This window comes from Hafnia alvei (genome assembly GCF_964063325.1).
Lineage (GTDB): Bacteria > Pseudomonadota > Gammaproteobacteria > Enterobacterales > Enterobacteriaceae > Hafnia > Hafnia alvei_B.
Genome location: NZ_OZ061315.1, coordinates 4,789,571 through 4,805,109 on the forward strand (window position 1 = coordinate 4,789,571; position 15,539 = coordinate 4,805,109).

Below are 15,539 nucleotides of genomic sequence, written 5' to 3' on the forward strand. Positions count from 1 at the left end.
TAACTCGCCAAATCCCACGGTTTTGAAAGCATGCTAAAGTGCATTTATCTAATTTGCACCAAAACAGTGCAGGAGCCCGCAGTATGGCCGACCAATCCATGACCGATGCGCAAACCGCACGCAAACAGCCTGATCCCGGGCAAATTCTCAATTCTCTGATTACCTGCGTATTGTTGCTCGATCGCAATCTGGCGATTCATTACGCCAATCCTGCCGCGCAACAGCTGTTAGCCCAAAGCTCGCGCAAATTATTCGGCACTCCACTCCCAGACTTATTAGGCTACTTCTCGCTGAATATTCGCCTGATGCACGATAGCCTGCACGCCGGACAGGGGTTTACCGATAATGAAGTCACGCTGGTTATCGATGGTCATGCCCACATTATGGCGCTCACGGCACAACCCATGAGTGATGACTTTATCCTGTTGGAGCTCTCACCAATGGATAGCCAGCGCCGCCTAAGCCAAGAGCAGCTCCAGCATGCACAGCAGGTTGCCGCCCGCGATTTAGTGCGTGGGCTGGCTCATGAGATTAAAAACCCGCTCGGCGGGTTACGCGGCGCGGCGCAGCTATTAGCCAAAGCATTGCCCGATCCTTCGCTGACCGAATACACCAAGGTCATCATCGAGCAGGCAGACCGCCTGAGAAATTTGGTCGATCGTCTATTAGGCCCACAGCGCCCCGGTCAACACGTCACACAAAGTATTCATCAGGTGGCAGAACGCGTTTGCCAGCTGGTTTCGCTTGAATGCCCCAACAACGTCACGCTGGTTCGGGATTATGATCCGAGCCTGCCGGAGCTTGAGCACGATCCAGAACAGATTGAACAAGTGCTGCTAAATATCACCCGCAATGCGCTCCAAGCGCTTGGAAACGCGGGTGGCACGATTACCTTGCGCACGCGAACCGCATTTCAGCTCACGCTGCATGGCGAACGTTATCGTTTAGCGGCGCGCATTGATATTGAAGATGATGGTCCGGGGATCCCCGCCCATCTGCACGATACCCTGTTTTATCCGATGGTCAGTGGCCGCGAAGGCGGTACCGGACTCGGCCTGTCGATTGCCAGAAATCTCATCGACCAGCATCAGGGTAAAATTGAATTTAATAGTTGGCCGGGGCATACCGAGTTTTCGGTTTATCTGCCTATTCGCAAGTAATTCACAACATTCACTAAGCGGCCTTCCGTAAACAGAGGTGATTATGACAACGCAACAGGGAATCGTCTGGATCGTTGATGATGACAGTTCCATCCGCTGGGTGCTGGAACGTGCACTGACCGGCGCGGGTCTGCGCTGCGTCACGTTTGAGAACGGAAATGAGGTACTGGATGCCTTAGCCAGCCAAACGCCGGACGTTTTGTTATCCGATATCCGCATGCCTGGCATGGATGGCTTAGCTTTACTCAAGCAGATAAAACAGCGCCATCCTATGCTTCCGGTCATCATAATGACCGCACATTCAGACTTGGATGCCGCGGTCAGCGCTTATCAGCAAGGCGCTTTTGATTACTTGCCTAAGCCTTTTGATATTGATGAAGCGGTCGCCCTTGTCGAGCGTGCAATCAGCCACTATCAAGAACAGCAGCATCCCGCACGCAGCGAACCCATTAACGATCCGGCAGCGGATATTATCGGTGAAGCACCGGCGATGCAGGATGTCTTTCGCATTATCGGCCGACTTTCGCGCTCTTCAATCAGCGTATTGATTAACGGTGAATCGGGTACGGGTAAAGAGTTGGTGGCGCACGCGCTACATCGCCATAGCCCACGCGGCAAAGCACCGTTTATTGCGCTGAATATGGCTGCTATCCCTAAAGATCTGATTGAGTCAGAGCTGTTTGGCCACGAAAAAGGGGCCTTTACCGGCGCGAATCAAATTCGTCAGGGTCGTTTTGAACAGGCAGACGGCGGCACACTGTTTCTAGATGAAATCGGAGATATGCCGCTGGATGTCCAAACCCGCCTGCTGCGCGTGTTAGCCGATGGTCAGTTTTATCGCGTTGGCGGATATGCTCCAGTCAAAGTCGATGTACGCATTATTGCTGCAACGCATCAAAACCTTGAGCAACGGGTGCAGGAAGGGAAATTCCGTGAGGATTTATTCCACCGCCTCAACGTTATTCGCGTGCACTTGCCTCCATTGCGCGAGCGCCGTGAAGATATCCCTCGCCTCGCGCGTTACTTTTTGAAAGTGGCTGCCACCGAATTAGGCGTTGAAGCCAAAATTCTTCACCCTGATACCGAGTTGGCGCTCACCCGTCTTCCGTGGCCGGGCAACGTTCGTCAGCTAGAAAACACCTGCCGTTGGCTTACCGTTATGGCCGCTGGACAAGAGTTGCTGGTTCAAGATTTGCCAAGCGAACTATTTGAAACCAGCGCACCGGAATCCACCAGCGGAACCGTCTCTCCCGATCACTGGTCTGCACTTTTAGCTCAGTGGGCAGAGCATGCCTTGCGGTCTGGCCATCAGGACTTGTTGTCTGAAGCTCAACCAGAGATGGAGCGCATTCTGCTGACGACCGCGCTGCGTCACACCCATGGTCATAAACAAGAAGCGGCACGACTGCTCGGCTGGGGGCGCAATACCCTGACACGTAAGCTAAAAGAGTTGGGAATGGAGTAATCGTTAGCCGATCATTAGAGGTTTGTTAATGCGCCGTGGTTGGTTAATAAAAATACAATCCAGCGCACAAAAAAACGGCTATGCCGATCTTTAACAGTACACCGCGGATCGGTATGATCATCGGCACAGTTTTTGGAGGTTATGATGATCGATTCGCTACTGAGCTTGATCTCGCAGGGTGCAGAGCTCGCCACCGCCGCCGGACACTCATCGCAGACTGCATTTGCCGCCGTGCTATGTGCCGCTTTGCTGAGTTTTTTGGGTTAACCCGTTTACTCTCCCCCTCTCATGAGAAAGGGCGTTGTTCTAGCAACGCCCTTTTTTGTTGGCAGAATCCTTAAAACTCATCGCGATTAAGACCCAATTCAGAACCCTGTTTGCATCTTTCGCTGTTATGCTGAAATGAAAGAGCCTGAATTATCAGCCAATCCTGACGCCTATCTCTTAGGAGCAAACATGAAACCTGCGATCGTTCTCTATAAAACGCTACCCGCTGACCTGCGCCAAAAGCTCGACGAACACTTCAGCGTGACCGCCTTTGACGAGCTATCTCATCAAACCTACCCTGCATTTTTACAGGCACTAAAAAACGCAGAAGGGTTAATCGGTTCTGGCGGACGTATTGACGCTGACCTACTGGCGCAAGCGCCTAAACTTCGGGCGGCTTCAACCATTTCAGTCGGCTACGATAATTTTGACGTCAACGAGATGACCCGGCGTAACATCTTGCTGATGCATACACCCACCGTGTTAACGGAAACCGTCGCGGATACGTTGATGGGACTGATGCTAGCAACTGCGCGCCGCATTCCAGAATTAGATGCATGGATCCGTGACGGGCACTGGAATGATAGCCTTGGAGCCGATTATTACGGAACGGACGTTCACCACAAAACCGTGGGTATTCTTGGCATGGGGCGCATTGGTATGGCGCTGGCGCAGCGCGCTCACTTTGGTTTTGGTATGAAAGTGCTTTATAACACTCGCACCCCAAACCCAGAGGCGAATCAAAAATATCAGGCGCAACATTGCGATTTAGATACGCTACTCGCCCAATCCGATTTTGTTTGCATAACGCTGCCGCTCACGTCACAAACTCACCATATGATTGGGCGTGCACAGTTAGACAAAATGAAAAAAAGTGCGATTTTGATCAATGCAGGTCGCGGGCCTGTCATTGATGAAGATGCCTTAGTTGAGGCGCTGAAAGATGGCTCTATTCTCGCGGCAGGCTTAGATGTGTTTGAACGCGAGCCATTGCCGCATGACTCAGAACTGATGAAACTCAAAAATGTGGTTTTAGCACCGCATATTGGCTCAGCCACTCATGAAACCCGCTACGGCATGGCCGAATGCGCCGTCGATAATCTGATTGCTGCGTTAAACGGCACGGTGAAGGAAAACTGCGTCAATCCTCAGATTGCGGTCAAAAACTAGAAATATAAACCGGTGATGGGCAGGACAACCTGCCCATGTTTCAGCGGAGAATAGGACGCATGTTAAAGAATACGTTATAAAGAATAGTAGTGCTCTTTGACACGCTGCCAATCTTCAGGCGGGATCGGTTCTAAGTATTTCTCTAACTGTTTAAAATCATGCCGCACCGCTTTCTCTCTCACCCAACGGCGGCGACTCTTTTCAAGATCTAAAAAACCAGCCTGAACGTCTCCGCGACTTTTCACATAAATATGCCGGACGTAACAGCAACCATGCTGCCGATTTACGCTATGCATTTTTTTAAAGGCAACGGCAATCTGCTTGAGCAATTCATTCATCACGTCAGGCTCACAGGCTTGATTCTGTTTCTGTGTATACCAATCACCGATACAAACAAAATCCTTCATATCTTCCGTCACGAGTAGGGCACGCCATTCGCCATTAATTTGCAGCGCTTTACCGTATACGATTTTGGGGACAATCACGCCTGCCGCAGAGAGTTCGTTGATCACCTGAATTTCGCGCACAATTGTTGGACGCCCAAATGGATAACGCAGAGAGTGGAATAGGTGCATCACCTGACGTTTTACATAAAGCGTTTTACCATTACGTTCAATGCGCTGAACGCCGCTCATACCTTTGCGACGTTCATTAGGCTCTTCAACCCAATCGCCTTCTGTATCCCACCAACGCTGAAACTCGTCTAATTCTGCTCGTGATGCCATATCAACCCCTCGTGTGAAAATCCATTCGCGCAGACCGTTGCTTATTCAATTTAAATCGAACGAAAAAAATACACATGCACGATAATAATAACCACTTAAACTAGTAGTAAGATTATCTTAAAGAGCGCACTTCTGCGTATTGCTGCATCATCGCAATGATTTGAGCTGGCGATAAAACATCCAATTCACAAACACAATAGGTGAATCGTTTCACAATGACTGCGGTTATGTGGCTTACGCCACAGATGTGCATGCTTGCTTTTGCGAGAATCCACAGTAATTGTAAGCAGTTAGACGTTAACCATTGATCAACGGCGAGCGAGTTCGATGCCGCCTTTTATTAGCAGTAGAATCAAGGATGTGTACGATGAGCGATATCGCCCTTACGGTTAGTCTGCTGGCGCTCGTTGCTGTGCTGGGTTTGTGGATCGGCAATTGGCGCATTTATGGTGTTGGCTTAGGCATCGGGGGCGTGCTTTTTGGCGGAATTATCGTAGGCCATTTTGCTCAGATGTACGCTCTCGATCTCAACGGCGATATGCTGCATTTTATCCAAGAATTCGGCCTAATTTTATTCGTGTACACCATCGGAATTCAGGTTGGGCCCGGTTTCTTCTCCTCATTACGCGTTTCAGGTCTCAGGCTTAACGGCTTTGCTGTTCTGATGGTAGTGCTAAGCGGCATCGTGACGGCGCTCATCCACAAGCTGTTTGATGTTCCTCTTCCGGTGATCCTTGGTGTGTTTTCAGGCGCAGTAACCAATACCCCTGCGCTTGGCGCCGGGCAGCAAATTCTGACTGATTTAGGTTCCGATCCCGCGCTGGTCGATAAAATGGGGATGGGGTATGCCATGGCCTACCCGTTTGGAATATGTGGAATTTTGCTGGTTATGTGGCTGCTACGCTTAATATTTCGCATTAGCGTAGATGCAGAGGCCAGAGATTTTGACGCTAAAAATGGGTTGCAGCATGAGCTGCTGCAAACCATGAACATCTCGGTGCGTAACCCCAATCTGGCGGGGATGCCGATTCATAGCATTCCTATTATCAACAGCGATGAAGTCGTCTGTTCACGCTTAAAACGCGGCGAACATCTGATGGTGCCACTGCCCGATACGGTGCTGGAATTAGGCGACCTTATCCATCTGGTTGGACAAAAGCAGGATTTAGAAAACGCGCGCTTAGTCATCGGCGATCAGGTCGATACATCACTGTCTACACGCGGTACGGCACTTCAAGTGAGCCGAGTTGTGGTGACGAACGAGAAGGTATTGGGTAAAAAAATCCGCGATCTGAATTTAAAACAGAAATATGACGTGGTGATATCTCGCCTTAACCGCTCCGGCGTTGAGTTGGTCGCTAGCAGCAATGCAAGTCTGCAGTTTGGCGATATCTTGAATCTGGTGGGAAGACCGGAATCTATCGATCGCGTGGCAGATATCGTCGGCAACGCCCAGCAGAAGCTGCAACAAGTTCAAATGCTGCCGGTGTTTATCGGCATTGGGCTCGGTGTATTACTCGGTTCCATTCCCCTTTTCATCCCCGGATTCCCTGCCGCATTGAAATTAGGCTTGGCAGGTGGTCCATTGGTGGTCGCGCTTATTTTGGGCCGTATCGGCAGTATTGGTAAGCTGTATTGGTTTATGCCACCTAGCGCCAATCTTGCCCTGCGCGAACTCGGCATCGTGCTGTTTTTATCCGTTGTTGGTCTGAAGTCTGGTGGAAATTTCGTCGATACATTGCTTAATGGTGATGGTTTGTCGTGGATTGGCTATGGAATTTTAATTACCGCGATTCCACTGCTCACTGCGGGGATCCTCGCTCGCACTATGGCGAAAATGAACTATCTAACAATCTGCGGCATGCTGGCTGGCTCGATGACCGATCCTCCAGCCCTTGCTTTCGCCAACGGACTACATCCAACTAGCGGCGCAGCGGCGCTGTCATATGCGACTGTTTATCCACTCGCGATGTTTTTAAGGATTATGTCACCACAGCTGCTGGCGGTGATTTTTTGGGCAATGTAGAAACGGGGATTTTACAAAGTAGTGTAAGGTTTCGAACGCCGAGTATGTTTGTACTGAAGTTCATACAAGACAATCTAAATATTATAGATATACGTAAGGTTTCGAACGCCTGTGAGCATTTGCATTTCTATGAAGCCGCTGGCGTAGGCGTCCGATGAGAGTCCCGTTGCGCGGGGACTCTCAACTCGCGCGCTTTTTACCGAGCCGCTTGGCCGACCGGTCTCGGAGCGCACGTCCTGTGCGCCCTCGACCTGCAACCAGCATCCCTGCTGGCGGCTCTAAAATGCATTTTTTCAACAGGAAAAGACAAAAGACATTTTTATCTTCTTATCTTTCTATTTCTCTCTTTTAATTGTTTAAGTCTTGGTAGGAAGAGCCGGCACGACAGGGATGTCGTGACGGAGTTTGGGGCGCCCGGGATGGGCGATACCAAACCGGAGCGGAGATGGCGTCTCGGATAAAAGCGCGCGGGTGTTGGGTGCGCGCGCTGGCGCACCCGACTCGGACGCCTTCGACGGAAGCTATATGTAAATGCCGAACCGGATAGGCGGTCGAAACCTTACACCCATTCAGCCATAAATCTGGCGGTCGAAACCTTACACCGCAAGGGCATACTCCATAAGCAGCCATTTATGCACTGAATTAAGCTTACATTTTGCAATGACAATCCCACCCCGATCACACTTCTGAATTCCCCCCAAACCAATATGTGACAACTGTCATACATCCTCATTATTTCGCTTTTTTATGGAACCGGTTCCAAATATCTTGGCATTATTGAATTGATGATGAAGTGACCATCATTGGAGTGAATATGAAAAGAGATATCGTCGTTGTGACCGCCGCTTACGGGTGGGACAACATTAAAAAGCTAGGCGGACAAGCTAATTTACTGCCGATTATCGCCGAATCAGGTGCCAACGGCGTTGAAATTCGCCGTGAGCTATTATCCGAATCAGAACTGAACACCTTAGGCCATTTAGCTCGTCAAATTGCTGACCACCAGCTTTTCGCCGTCTATTCAGTACCGGAAGGATTATTTGCCCTCGATGGTTCACTCAATCCACAGCTCGAAAATCGTTTACGAGAAGCCGCCGAGCTCAACGCTAGCACGGTGAAATTCTCTCTGGGGCATTATCAACCAGGCTATGACATTACTGAACTAAACGCCTTGCTCAGCAAGCGCCAAGTGCAACTCGTCGTTGAAAACGATCAAACACCGGACTGCGGAATTTTATCACCGTTAAACGCGTTCTTTGCCGCGGTACAAGATTGCCATTCCCCAATACGCATGACCTTCGATATGGCGAACTGGGACTGGGTAGACGAAGACGCGCATAGTGCAGCGCAAAAGCTAGCGCACATGGTGCATTACGTACATGTGAAAGCCGCAGAAAAACGGCCTCAAGGCTGGTGTGCGGTGGAATTAGATAATAGCGACGGTCGCTGGAAACCCTTACTGGCTAAGCTTCCTCATCAGGCAATGCGCGGCATTGAATTCCCATTAAAAGGCGATGACTTAACCTCAGTAACCCGCCACTACGTTAATTTATTGAGAGCAGACTAATATGAAAACTTCACCGTTAGACGTGATCACCTATGGCGAAGCAATGACCATGTTCGTCGCCAATGAAACCGGTGAACTGGATCAGGCTATGCAGTTTACCAAACGTATCGCTGGCGCTGAGCTGAACGTATCGATTGGTTTATCACGCCTCGGGATGAACGTGGGCTGGGTTAGCCGTGTAGGAAACGACTCTTTTGGCCGTTTTACGCTCGCGACGCTACAGCAAGAGGGAATAAATCATCAGTGCGTTACCGTTGATGAGCGCTTCCCAACGGGTTTTCAGCTGAAATCTAAAGCCGAAAATGGAACCGATCCCAAGGTAGAGTATTTCCGCAAAGGATCGGCAGCCAGCCACCTTTCTGTTCACGATTTCGATCGGGCCTATTTCTCTCAGGCCCGCCACCTTCACCTAAGCGGCGTTGCGGCGGCGCTTTCCGCTGATTCTTTGGCTCTCGCCAACCACGCGGCGCAAGAAATGCGCGCGATGGGCAAAACCATCTCTTTCGATCCTAATTTGCGCCCTGTGCTATGGCCAAGCCAGCAGGTGATGTGTGAAAAGCTGAATGCTTTAGCTTTCCAAGCCGATTGGGTATTACCGGGTCTGAAAGAAGGGCAAATCCTCACAGGCAAACAAACACCGGAAGAGATTGCTGATTTCTATCTTAGCCGCGGCGTAAAAGCCGTCGTCATCAAGCTCGGGCCAGATGGTGCTTGGTTTAAAACCGCAGACGGCCACCAGCAGCACGTTGCCGCCGTGCGCGTTGAGAACGTGATTGACACCGTTGGCGCGGGTGATGGTTTTGCCGTCGGTGTTATCAGTGCATTACTTGAAGGAAAAGCGCTACCGGATGCCGTTATGCGCGGTAACAAAATTGGTGCGCTAGCGGTGCAGGCGATTGGGGACAGCGAAGGCTTACCAACCCGAGCCGAACTCGGCGAATAATAAATAACACATCCACCTCTGGGCCCTACATCCCAAGGATGTATCTGAACCACACTGAAGGATTATAACCATGAGCAAATCAACGATTGCCCCGAAGCGCTGGTGGTACATCATGCCGGTGATTTTTATCACCTATAGCATGGCTTATCTTGATCGCGCGAACTTCAGCTTTGCCTCCGCTGCTGGGATTAATGAAGATCTTGGCATCACCAAAGGAATGGCCTCTCTACTGGGCGCCCTATTTTTCCTCGGCTATTTTTTCTTCCAGATCCCTGGAGCCATTTACGCCGAACGCCGCAGCGTACGTAAACTGGTATTTTGGTGCCTGATCCTGTGGGGCATGTGCGCCACGTTAACCGGTTTAGTCAGCAATATCCCTGCGCTGGCGGCTATTCGCTTCGCACTTGGCGTGGTCGAAGCGGCGGTTATGCCCGCCATGCTTATTTACATCAGTAACTGGTTTACCAAGGCGGAGCGTTCAAGAGCCAATACCTTTTTAATTTTAGGTAATCCGGTCACCGTTCTGTGGATGTCTGTGGTTTCTGGCTATTTAATTCATGCCTATGGCTGGCGCGAAATGTTCATCATCGAAGGCTTCCCAGCGGTTATTTGGGCATTCTGTTGGTGGGTGTTGGTTAAAGATAAACCTGAACAAGTTGGCTGGTTAAGTGAATCTGAAAAAGCCGCGCTACAGGCCAAACTGCTTGAAGAACAACAGGGCATTAAGGCCGTACGTAACTACAGTGAAGCTTTCCGCTCGCGTAACGTCATTATCCTGTGTGCTCAGTATTTTGCATGGAGCATCGGCGTGTACGGCTTTGTACTGTGGCTACCTTCGATTCTGCGCCACGGTTCTGATATGGGAATGGTGGAAGCTGGCTGGCTGTCGGCAGTGCCTTATTTGGCCGCAACCATTGCGATGATCGTGGTGTCTTGGGCATCCGACAAAATGCAAAACCGTAAACTGTTCGTATGGCCGCTGCTGTTGATCGGCGCACTGGCCTTTATCGGCTCTTATCTCGTCGGCGCCAATCACTTCTGGTGGTCTTACGCGCTGTTGGTTATCGCAGGCGCAGCGATGTATGCACCTTACGGTCCATTCTTCGCCATTATCCCTGAAATGCTGCCACGTAACGTTTCCGGTGGCGCAATGGCCTTAATCAACAGCATGGGAGCGTTGGGTTCTTTCTTTGGCTCGTGGTTTGTGGGTTATCTGAATGGTTCTACCGGCTCTCCAGCCGCGTCCTACGTATTTATGGCGGGTGCGCTACTGGTCGCCGTTGGCTTAACACTCATTGTTAAGCCATCAGATACGCAAAAAAAAGCCACCGTTAAACCCACTTCAGCCGTCGCTCAGGGGAAATAGTTTTATGAAGCAATCCATTGTTCTGTATAAAAAAATACCCTCTGATTTGCTACAGCGATTAGAAGACCATTTTGATGTCCGATTCTTTGATGGAATCAATGAGACTAACCGCGCAGAAGTTATCGCCGCGCTTAAAAATGCCGATGGCATGATTGGCGCAAGCGTACCGGTGCGCGCTGAGTTGCTAGACCATGCGCCCAAGCTAAAAGCGATCTCAACTATTTCAGTTGGCTACGATCAGTTCGACGTAGCCGATCTGACACAGCGTAAAATTGTGTTGATGCACACGCCAACGGTGCTCACCGAAACTACTGCAGATACCGTGTTTACGCTGATTCTGATGACCGCACGCCGCGCTTTGGAAATGGCAGAAATGGTGAAAGCCGGAAAATGGACGCGCAGCATTGGCAGCGATAGCTATGGCGTCGACGTTCACCATAAAACGATAGGTATTTTGGGCATGGGGCGTATCGGTGCAGCGCTCGCGCGTCGAGCCCACGCGGGTTTTGGCATGAATGTTTTGTACTGGAACGATCGCCCCAATATGCAGGTGGAAAAGGAGTTTAATGCTCGTCGCTGCGAACTGGATGAATTGCTCACTCAGTCTGACTTCGTCTGTATTACGCTGCCTTACAGTGAACAAACGCATAAGCTCATCAACGCTGAACGTTTAGCTAAAATGAAATCCAGCGCTATTTTGATCAACGGCGCGCGCGGCAAAATTGTCGATCAAGCGGCATTAATTGAAGCGTTAAAAAACGGTACGATTCGCGCTGCGGGGTTAGATGTGTTCGAAGTGGAGCCATTGCCTGCTGATTCAAAGTTACTGCTGTTACCTAACGTTGTTGCACTGCCTCACATCGGCTCAGCAACGGAAGAAACCCGCTATAACATGGCGGCCTGCGCGGTAGATAACCTGATCACGGCATTAACGGGGGAAGTAACAGAAAACAGTGTGAATGCACATTTGTTGAAGTAACAACTTCGATCTTCAGTTCAAGTCTTGGTAGGCCCAGCCACATCGGCTTTTCCTACCAAGACATACACCTTTTAGATTACCCGCGAAAACTGCTGCATTCTCGCCTGCTTACGCAGATAGATGTCAAAGCACATGCAAATATTACGGATCAGCAAACGACCGCGCGGAGTCACTTCAATGCTGGTTGGCGTGATTTCCACCAGCCCATCGTCGACCAAAGGTGCCAGCAGTTTTAAGTCATCGGCGAAGTAATCGGCAAACACAATCGCGTATTGGCTCTCAACTTGGGAATAGTCTAAGCGGAAATTGCAGATGAGATTTTTAATCACATCACGGCGCAAACAGTCATCTTCAGTCATGGAAAGCCCACGCCAAAGCGCGTGACCATGGTCTTGTACGTCGGCGTAATACTCTTTCAGCACTTTGCGATTCTGCGCATAGCTATCCCCGATCATGCTTATCGCGGAAACGCCCAATCCCAGAAGATCGCTATCGCCCTGCGTGGTATAGCCTTGGAAGTTACGGTGCAATTTGCCTTCACGCTGAGCCACCGCCAATTCATCATTAGCATGAGCAAAATGGTCCATGCCGATAAACTGATAGCCAGACCCCGTTAGGATCGCGATAGTTTCTTGCAGAATAGACAGCTTGCTGTCTGCCGATGGCAGGTCTTCGTCTTTGATTTTGCGCTGCGCGGCAAATAGCTTCGGCATATGCGCATAGTTAAATACGCTCAAACGGTCAGGATTGAGCTCAGCCACTTTTTGCAGCGTATAGCTAAAACTCTCTGGCGTTTGCTTTGGTAAGCCGTAAATAAGATCGATATTCGTTGAGGTAAAACCGATCGCTTTAGCCCGATTAATCAAATCGAAGATGAACTGTTCGTCTTGCTCACGATTCACCAATTTCTGAACTTCTTTGTTGAAGTCCTGCACGCCCATACTGAGGCGGTTGAAACCTTCTTGGCGTAGGTGGTCGAGCACATCCAGCTCAATTTCACGCGGATCGACCTCAATTGAAATTTCTGCATCCGGCAGAAAATCAAAGGCATCGCGCAGCATGTGCATTAAGCGTGAAATCTGGTTTTTATCTAAATAAGTTGGCGTACCACCGCCCCAATGTAATTGGGAGACTTTTCGCCCCACAAACATCGGTGCACGTTGGCGGATTTCAAATGCCAGCTTATCAAGATATTCATCCGCCTTATGTGTTTGGCGAGTAACGATCTTATTGCAGCCGCAGAAGTAACACAGCTTGTGGCAAAACGGGATATGAACGTAAAGCGAAAGCGCACGTTCAGGATAACGAGCTACAGCATTCGCAAATTCAGTGTCGGTGAAGCTTTCGCTGAATTCTAATGCAGTAGGATATGAGGTGTAACGCGGCCCAGAATAGTTATATTTTTGAATCAGGGCCAGATCCCAGACAATTGCCTGTTCCGACATGCTTACTCCTTCCGATGATTTCGTCTGCCAGACCGGTGACGAGGAAGCCGTGAAAACTGGCGGGTCATGGCAGCTTGTCGCCAGCGTTGTTTACGCCGCGACAGCCACCATAGTTTACCTAATAACCACAACAGATAACACGTAAGCAGTAAGGCTATTGTTAGGATTAGCCCCATTGACGATTAAAATACGTCTTTCGGGTTACCGCGTTTGAGCAATTTAACGATGTCTTCTTTTGGCTCTTCTTCGTCGACTTCGTCATCTTCGTCGCCCAACTCGATGCCTAGCTCTTCCATCAGCGCATCAATACGGTCCAACATATTGTCGACGTAGCTTTGCTCTTCTTGGTTGAGATCTTCGCCATCGTCGAGACGGATCAGCAGCGCATCCAGACGCGGATCGTTTTCCAACTGAGTCAGCTCTTCTTCTGGCGTCAGTCGTTTTTTCGCTTCCGGTTTAGGCGCTTTTGCTTTTGGCTTCTTCACTTCTGTTGCCACCAGCGATACAGGCACTTTACTGCCGATGCGCGGATCTACAACTTTGACTGCATCACCGGTTTTTTTATTGGCAGCTTCTGGGTTGGCACGGCCACCCGATTTGTTACCGCGGTGCTTTTTCTGGCGCTTACGGGCGCGAGCTTCCAGATCGAGCTCAACACGGGTTTTTCGTTTTTGTTTTGGCGCTGAAGTTTTAGCTTTCGGCGTTTTATTGGCAGGACTCATTAGCGTGTACTCACAGAGAGATAAATCGAGTAGAGAAATATTAGCGAGCTCAGGTTAATTCCTGATACGCCAGTCTCCGACACCCGTAAAACAGGCGTTTAGGCTGAGGGGGCGGACAATGCGCACACCCTACCAGAAAGCACACAAAGAAAAAAGGCGACAGCCTAAACTGTCGCCTTAATTCTAGCCTTCAAATGAAGGATATTCACGCAATTCAATCCTTGAATGCAGTCAACGTCCCGGTTTTTCCCTTTGCCGTTTTGCTCCTAGCATCCTCTTCCTGAGGCTCTTGTCCTTGTTGCGCCAATCCCAGCGCTAAACTCATCCTGAGTTTGTGTCTTCCTTTACGATATACATCCTGTATATCTTCGCTAATTCCTTTAGCGTGAGTCCTTTCTCTCGTTACGCATTCTTGCGTTCCCTGAGATTCGTCTTCCTGACGAAGTTTTCCGTGCCGTTATCCTTGGCGTTGAAAGATACTTTAAAGTATTGGCTTACTTTCACAATGGGTTAGCACGCCCGCTCTCATGTGATCTTTATCACGTTGTTTTGTAATTATATGAATCTATTACTTTAATAAATTCAGGCTTATAGCTGAAAACGTGATTGCCCGAAAAACGAATGGTCAATGTCTTACACGGCTGTAAGCCGTGAGCTTACAGCAGATAAACAGCGGTTTTATGCGCTCTTTGCGTCTGATGCAGTTATAATCCCCACCAGATACCCCCATGCTTTAATGGAGACGAACGTTTTGAACCGTAAAACTTATAACTATCATGTGACACACTTCGTCACCAGCGCCCCTGATATTCGCGCACTGCCGGCCGATACCGGAATTGAAGTCGCCTTTGCTGGTCGCTCTAACGCAGGTAAATCCAGCGCACTTAATACGCTGACCAACCAAAAAGGCTTAGCGCGTACCAGTAAAACTCCAGGCCGTACTCAGCTGATTAACCTGTTTGAAGTTACCGACGGTATTCGTCTGGTTGACTTGCCCGGCTATGGTTATGCTGAAGTTCCGGAAGAGATGAAACGCAAATGGCAGAAAGCGTTAGGTGAATACCTGCAAAAACGTAACTGCCTGAAGGGATTGGTGGTGTTGATGGATATCCGCCATCCGCTGAAAGATCTCGATCAGCAAATGATCCAGTGGGCCGTAGACGTCAACCTACCAGTTATGCTGTTGCTAACTAAAGCCGATAAATTGGCATCCGGTGCGCGCAAAGCTCAGCTAAATATGGTGCGTGAGGCTATTTTGCCATTTATGGGCGATATTCAAGTTGAAGCGTTCTCTTCGCTGAAGAAGTTTGGCGTCGATAAGCTGAGTGAAAAACTGAATACGTGGTTCAGTGAGATTGAGCCTGAAACATTGTCTGAAGAAGATGAGGAAGAAGGCGGGGAATAACTGCCTAACATCTTATTGAACAAGTTATTGAACAAGGTCGCTGAGGCGGCCTTTTTTTGGTTTGGACAAAAAAAAACGCCCCAGTCATAAAAGACTGGGGCGGCTAATATTCAGCCAAATCCGATTACGTGAAGTAAAAGGTCTGAAAGATAGAACATCTTACCTCTGTACCCTACGTCTGTAACTCTACAACATTTTCAGACGGGGGAAAACCCTTTTTTGTAGCTAACTTACAAGAATACGTTCAATTAATCAGCGCAAACGGCATTATGAACGCGATTTTATGTAGTTAAATTACA

At 49.5% G+C, this 15,539-nt stretch carries 13 protein-coding genes; 10 read left to right on the forward strand and 3 right to left on the reverse strand.

The genetic code is table 11. The features are described 5' to 3' along the window. Window positions 1-98: 98 nt before the first annotated feature. From glnL to ghrB (AB3Y96_RS22230), 4 genes are all read left to right on the forward strand, one after another. Window positions 99-1,160 (forward strand): nitrogen regulation protein NR(II), encoded by a 1,062-nt coding sequence (gene glnL, locus AB3Y96_RS22215; RefSeq protein ID WP_175421623.1) that lies wholly within the window; start codon window positions 99-101, stop codon window positions 1,158-1,160. Between the two features lie 43 nt (window positions 1,161-1,203). Next, window positions 1,204-2,625 (forward strand): nitrogen regulation protein NR(I), encoded by a 1,422-nt coding sequence (glnG, locus tag AB3Y96_RS22220; RefSeq protein WP_072309777.1) that lies wholly within the window; start codon window positions 1,204-1,206, stop codon window positions 2,623-2,625. A gap of 144 nt (window positions 2,626-2,769) precedes the next feature. Next, on the forward strand, window positions 2,770-2,892 hold the full coding sequence (locus tag AB3Y96_RS22225) for a YshB family small membrane protein (RefSeq protein WP_139130970.1): 123 nt from the start codon (window positions 2,770-2,772) through the stop codon (window positions 2,890-2,892). A 189-nt stretch (window positions 2,893-3,081) separates the two neighbouring features. After that, window positions 3,082-4,062 (forward strand): glyoxylate/hydroxypyruvate reductase GhrB, encoded by a 981-nt coding sequence (gene ghrB, locus AB3Y96_RS22230; protein WP_367300231.1) that lies wholly within the window; start codon window positions 3,082-3,084, stop codon window positions 4,060-4,062. Window positions 4,063-4,136: 74 nt separating this feature from the next. On the opposite strand, the gene inaA is transcribed toward ghrB (AB3Y96_RS22230), so the two are convergent. Beyond that, window positions 4,137-4,787: a lipopolysaccharide kinase InaA gene (gene inaA, locus AB3Y96_RS22235; RefSeq protein ID WP_072309775.1), complete on the reverse strand. Its 651-nt coding sequence runs from the start codon at window positions 4,785-4,787 to the stop codon at window positions 4,137-4,139. Between the two features lie 367 nt (window positions 4,788-5,154). Here inaA and AB3Y96_RS22240 point away from each other — a divergent pair, with 367 nt between their 5' ends. From AB3Y96_RS22240 to ghrB (AB3Y96_RS22260), 5 genes are all read left to right on the forward strand, one after another. Further along, on the forward strand, window positions 5,155-6,813 hold the full coding sequence (locus AB3Y96_RS22240) for a putative transporter (RefSeq protein WP_367300232.1): 1,659 nt from the start codon (window positions 5,155-5,157) through the stop codon (window positions 6,811-6,813). Window positions 6,814-7,627: 814 nt separating this feature from the next. Then, window positions 7,628-8,380, forward strand: coding sequence for a sugar phosphate isomerase/epimerase family protein (locus AB3Y96_RS22245; protein ID WP_367300233.1), 753 nt, complete (start codon window positions 7,628-7,630; stop codon window positions 8,378-8,380). A gap of 1 nt (window position 8,381) precedes the next feature. Beyond that, the gene (locus AB3Y96_RS22250) at window positions 8,382-9,323 is read left to right on the forward strand and encodes a sugar kinase (protein WP_367300234.1); all 942 of its coding nucleotides are present in this window, start codon (window positions 8,382-8,384) and stop codon (window positions 9,321-9,323) included. 70 nt (window positions 9,324-9,393) lie between these two features. Beyond that, on the forward strand, window positions 9,394-10,689 hold the full coding sequence (locus tag AB3Y96_RS22255) for an MFS transporter (RefSeq protein ID WP_367300235.1): 1,296 nt from the start codon (window positions 9,394-9,396) through the stop codon (window positions 10,687-10,689). A 4-nt stretch (window positions 10,690-10,693) separates the two neighbouring features. Continuing rightward, on the forward strand, window positions 10,694-11,668 hold the full coding sequence (ghrB, locus tag AB3Y96_RS22260; protein ID WP_367300236.1) for a glyoxylate/hydroxypyruvate reductase GhrB: 975 nt from the start codon (window positions 10,694-10,696) through the stop codon (window positions 11,666-11,668). A gap of 71 nt (window positions 11,669-11,739) precedes the next feature. On the opposite strand, the gene hemN is transcribed toward ghrB (AB3Y96_RS22260), so the two are convergent. Next, entirely contained in the window at window positions 11,740-13,113 is a 1,374-nt protein-coding gene (hemN, locus tag AB3Y96_RS22265) for an oxygen-independent coproporphyrinogen III oxidase (RefSeq protein WP_367300237.1), read from the reverse strand. Window positions 13,114-13,295: 182 nt separating this feature from the next. After that, window positions 13,296-13,835, reverse strand: a complete 540-nt coding sequence (gene yihI, locus AB3Y96_RS22270) for a Der GTPase-activating protein YihI (protein WP_367300238.1) — start codon at window positions 13,833-13,835, stop codon at window positions 13,296-13,298. 751 nt (window positions 13,836-14,586) lie between these two features. Here yihI and yihA point away from each other — a divergent pair. After that, window positions 14,587-15,240: a ribosome biogenesis GTP-binding protein YihA/YsxC gene (yihA, locus tag AB3Y96_RS22275; RefSeq protein WP_025799755.1), complete on the forward strand. Its 654-nt coding sequence runs from the start codon at window positions 14,587-14,589 to the stop codon at window positions 15,238-15,240. Window positions 15,241-15,539 lie beyond the last annotated feature (299 nt).

Bases quoted from the DNA above. Each gene is read 5' to 3' on its own strand.
- glnL (WP_175421623.1), top strand. From the start codon at position 99: ATGACCGATGCGCAAACCGCACGCAAACAGCCTGATCCCGGGCAAATT.
- AB3Y96_RS22240 (WP_367300232.1), top strand. From the start codon at position 5,155: ATGAGCGATATCGCCCTTACGGTTAGTCTGCTGGCGCTCGTTGCTGTG.
- AB3Y96_RS22245 (WP_367300233.1), top strand. From the start codon at position 7,628: ATGAAAAGAGATATCGTCGTTGTGACCGCCGCTTACGGGTGGGACAAC.
- ghrB (WP_367300236.1), top strand. From the start codon at position 10,694: ATGAAGCAATCCATTGTTCTGTATAAAAAAATACCCTCTGATTTGCTA.
- glnG (WP_072309777.1), top strand. From the start codon at position 1,204: ATGACAACGCAACAGGGAATCGTCTGGATCGTTGATGATGACAGTTCC.
- AB3Y96_RS22250 (WP_367300234.1), top strand. From the start codon at position 8,382: ATGAAAACTTCACCGTTAGACGTGATCACCTATGGCGAAGCAATGACC.
- ghrB (WP_367300231.1), top strand. From the start codon at position 3,082: ATGAAACCTGCGATCGTTCTCTATAAAACGCTACCCGCTGACCTGCGC.
- yihI (WP_367300238.1), bottom strand. From the start codon at position 13,835: ATGAGTCCTGCCAATAAAACGCCGAAAGCTAAAACTTCAGCGCCAAAA.
- hemN (WP_367300237.1), bottom strand. From the start codon at position 13,113: ATGTCGGAACAGGCAATTGTCTGGGATCTGGCCCTGATTCAAAAATAT.
- AB3Y96_RS22225 (WP_139130970.1), top strand. From the start codon at position 2,770: ATGATCGATTCGCTACTGAGCTTGATCTCGCAGGGTGCAGAGCTCGCC.
- AB3Y96_RS22255 (WP_367300235.1), top strand. From the start codon at position 9,394: ATGAGCAAATCAACGATTGCCCCGAAGCGCTGGTGGTACATCATGCCG.
- inaA (WP_072309775.1), bottom strand. From the start codon at position 4,787: ATGGCATCACGAGCAGAATTAGACGAGTTTCAGCGTTGGTGGGATACA.